Origin of the sequence: Brachyspira suanatina (assembly GCF_001049755.1) — a bacterium.
Classification (GTDB): domain Bacteria; phylum Spirochaetota; class Brachyspiria; order Brachyspirales; family Brachyspiraceae; genus Brachyspira; species Brachyspira suanatina.
Genome location: NZ_CVLB01000006.1, coordinates 1 through 3041 on the forward strand (window position 1 = coordinate 1; position 3041 = coordinate 3041).

A 3041-nucleotide genomic window follows, 5' to 3' on the forward strand; every position below is an offset into this window, starting at 1 on the left:
TTCTACTTTTATTTCTTCCTCTGGATCTAATTCTGAAGATTCATCTTTACTTTCTATCTCTTCTGCTGTATTAGATAGATAGCTTTGATATAATTCTTTTTCTTCATCAGTTAAATCTTCTGAAGAAGCATCTACTTTATCTAGATAGCCTTCTATCATTGATTTATCTTCATCTGTTAAATCATCTTCATTATTAATGATTTCTTCTTCTACTTCCTCAGCAGATTCTGATAATTCTTCTTTTATTTCTTCCTCTGTTTCTAGTGTAGTATCTTCTTCTTTTTGCTCTTCTGCTAATTCAGATTTTTCTTCAGGTTCTGATATTTCTTCTTCTTTTATTTCATTTGTTGGTTCTGCTGCTTCTTCTGATTTTATTTCTTCCTCTGGATCTAATTCTGAAGATTCATCTTTACTTTCTATCTCTTCTGCTGTATTAGATAGATAGCTTTGATATAATTCTTTTTCTTCATCAGTTAAATCTTCTGAAGAAGCATCTACTTTATCTAGATAGCCTTCTATCATTGATTTATCTTCATCTGTTAAGTCATCTTCATTATTAATGATTTCTTCTTCTTCTGATTCCTCAGAAGATTCTGATAATTCTTCTTTTATTTCTTCCTCTGTTTCAAGTGTAGTATCTTCTTCTTTTTGCTCTTCTGCTAATTCAGATTTTTCTTCAGGTTCTGATATTTCTTCTTCTTTTACTTCATTTGTTGGTTCTGCTGCTTCTTCTGATTTTATTTCTTCCTCTGGATCTAATTCTGAAGATTCATCTTTACTTTCTGTTTCTTCTGCTGTATTAGATAGATAACTTTGATATAATTCTTTTTCTTCATCAGTTAAATCTTCTGAAGAAGCATCTACTTTATCTAAATAGCCTTCTATCATTGATTTATCTTCATCTGTCAAGTCATCTTCATTATTAATGATTTCTTCTTCTTCTGATTCCTCAGCAGTTTCAGATAATTCTTCTTTTATTTCTTCCTCTGTTTCAGGTGTATGATCTTCTTCTTTTTGTTCTTCTACTAATTCAGCTTTTTCTTCAGGTTCTGATATTTCTTCTTCTTTTACTTCACCTGTTGGCTCTGATGATTTTTCCTGTGGTATTTCATCTTGCTTATGACTTTCTAABATTCATCTTTACTTTCTGTTTCTTCTGCTGTATTAGATAGATAGCTTTGATATAATTCTTTTTCTTCATCAGTTAAATCTTCTGAAGAAGCATCTACTTTATCTAGATAGCCTTCTATCATTGATTTATCTTCATCTGTTAAGTCATCTTCATTATTAATGATTTCTTCTTCTACTTCTTCAGCAGTTTCAGATAATTCTTCTTTTATTTCTTCCTCTGTTTCTGGTGTATGATCTTCTTCTTTTTGTTCTTCTACTAATTCAGATTTTTCTTCAGGTTCTGATATTTCTTCTTCTTTTATTTCATTTGTTGGTTCTGCTGCTTCTTCTGATTTTATTTCTTCCTCTGGATCTAATTCTGAAGATTCATCTTTACTTTCTATCTCTTCTGCTGTATTAGATAGATAGCTTTGATATAATTCTTTTTCTTCATCAGTTAAATCTTCTGAAGAAGCATCTACTTTATCTAGATAGCCTTCTATCATTGATTTATCTTCATCTGTTAAGTCATCTTCATTATTAATGATTTCTTCTTCTTCTGATTCCTCAGAAGATTCTGATAATTCTTCTTTTATTTCTTCCTCTGTTTCAAGTGTAGTATCTTCTTCTTTTTGCTCTTCTGCTAATTCAGATTTTTCTTCAGGTTCTGATATTTCTTCTTCTTTATTCTCTAATTCTTGAGATTCAGAATTAGATAAATAGTTCTGATATAATTCTTTTTCTTCGTCAGTTAAATCTTCTGAAGAAGCATCTACTTTATCTAGATAGCCTTCTATCATTGATTTATCTTCATCTGTTAAGTCATCTTCATTATTAATGATTTCTTCTTCTACTTCCTCAACAGATTCTGATAATTCTTCTTTTATTTCTTCCTCTGTTTCAGGTGTATGATCTTCTTCTTTTTGTTCTTCTACTAATTCAGGTTCTGATGTCTCTTCTTCTTTTACTTCACTTGTTGATTCTGATAATTCTTCTACTTTTATTTCTTCCTCTGGATCTAATTCTGAAGATTCATCTTTACTTTCTATCTCTTCTGCTGTATTAGATAGATAGCTTTGATATAATTCTTTTTCTTCATCAGTTAAATCTTCTGAAGAAGCATCTACTTTATCTAGATAGCCTTCTATCATTGATTTATCTTCATCTGTTAAATCATCTTCATTATTAATGATTTCTTCTTCTACTTCCTCAACAGATTCTGATAATTCTTCTTTTATTTCTTCCTCTGGATCTAATTCTGAAGATTCATCTTTACTTTCTATCTCTTCTGCTGTATTAGATAGATAGCTTTGATATAATTCTTTTTCTTCATCAGTTAAATCTTCTGAAGAAGCATCTACTTTATCTAGATAGCCTTCTATCATTGATTTATCTTCATCTGTTAAGTCATCTTCATTATTAATGATTTCTTCTTCTTCTGATTCCTCAGAAGTTTCTGATAATTCTTCTTTTATTTCTTCCTCTGTTTCAGGTGTATGATCTTCTTCTTTTTGTTCTTCTACTAATTCAGCTTTTTCTTCAGGTTCTGATATTTCTTCTTCTTTTACTTCACCTGTTGGCTCTGATGATTTTTCCTGTGGTATTTCATCTTGCTTATGACTTTCTACATACTCTTCATTCATCTTTTTAAATTTAGATATGTAGTCATCATTTGAATTATTTTGATTATCATTTGATGCCTGACTTCTAAGATATTCATCATGCATCTTAGATATATAATCATTAGTTAATTCTGATGGTTCTTCTTCTTTTCACCTGTTGGCTCTGATGATTTTTCCTGTGGTATTTCATCTTGCTTATGACTTTCTACATACTCTTCATTCATCTCCTTGAATTTAGATATGTAGTCATCATTTGAATTATTTTGATTATCATTTGATGCCTGACTTCTAAGATATTCATCATGCATC

Annotated in this window: 3 protein-coding genes; all 3 read right to left on the bottom strand. The window is 29.9% G+C overall.

The annotated features are described in order from the left end of the window. On the bottom strand, nt 1-909 hold a 909-nt coding region (locus BRSU_RS13930; RefSeq protein ID WP_048596194.1), incomplete at its 3' end, for a hypothetical protein. Nucleotides 910-1127: 218 nt separating this feature from the next. Further along, entirely contained in the window at nt 1128-2837 is a 1710-nt protein-coding gene (locus tag BRSU_RS13935; protein WP_048596195.1) for a hypothetical protein, read from the bottom strand. Nucleotides 2838-2857: 20 nt separating this feature from the next. Then, the coding region (locus tag BRSU_RS14610) for a hypothetical protein (protein ID WP_048596196.1) at nt 2858-3041 on the bottom strand (184 nt) is incomplete at its 5' end.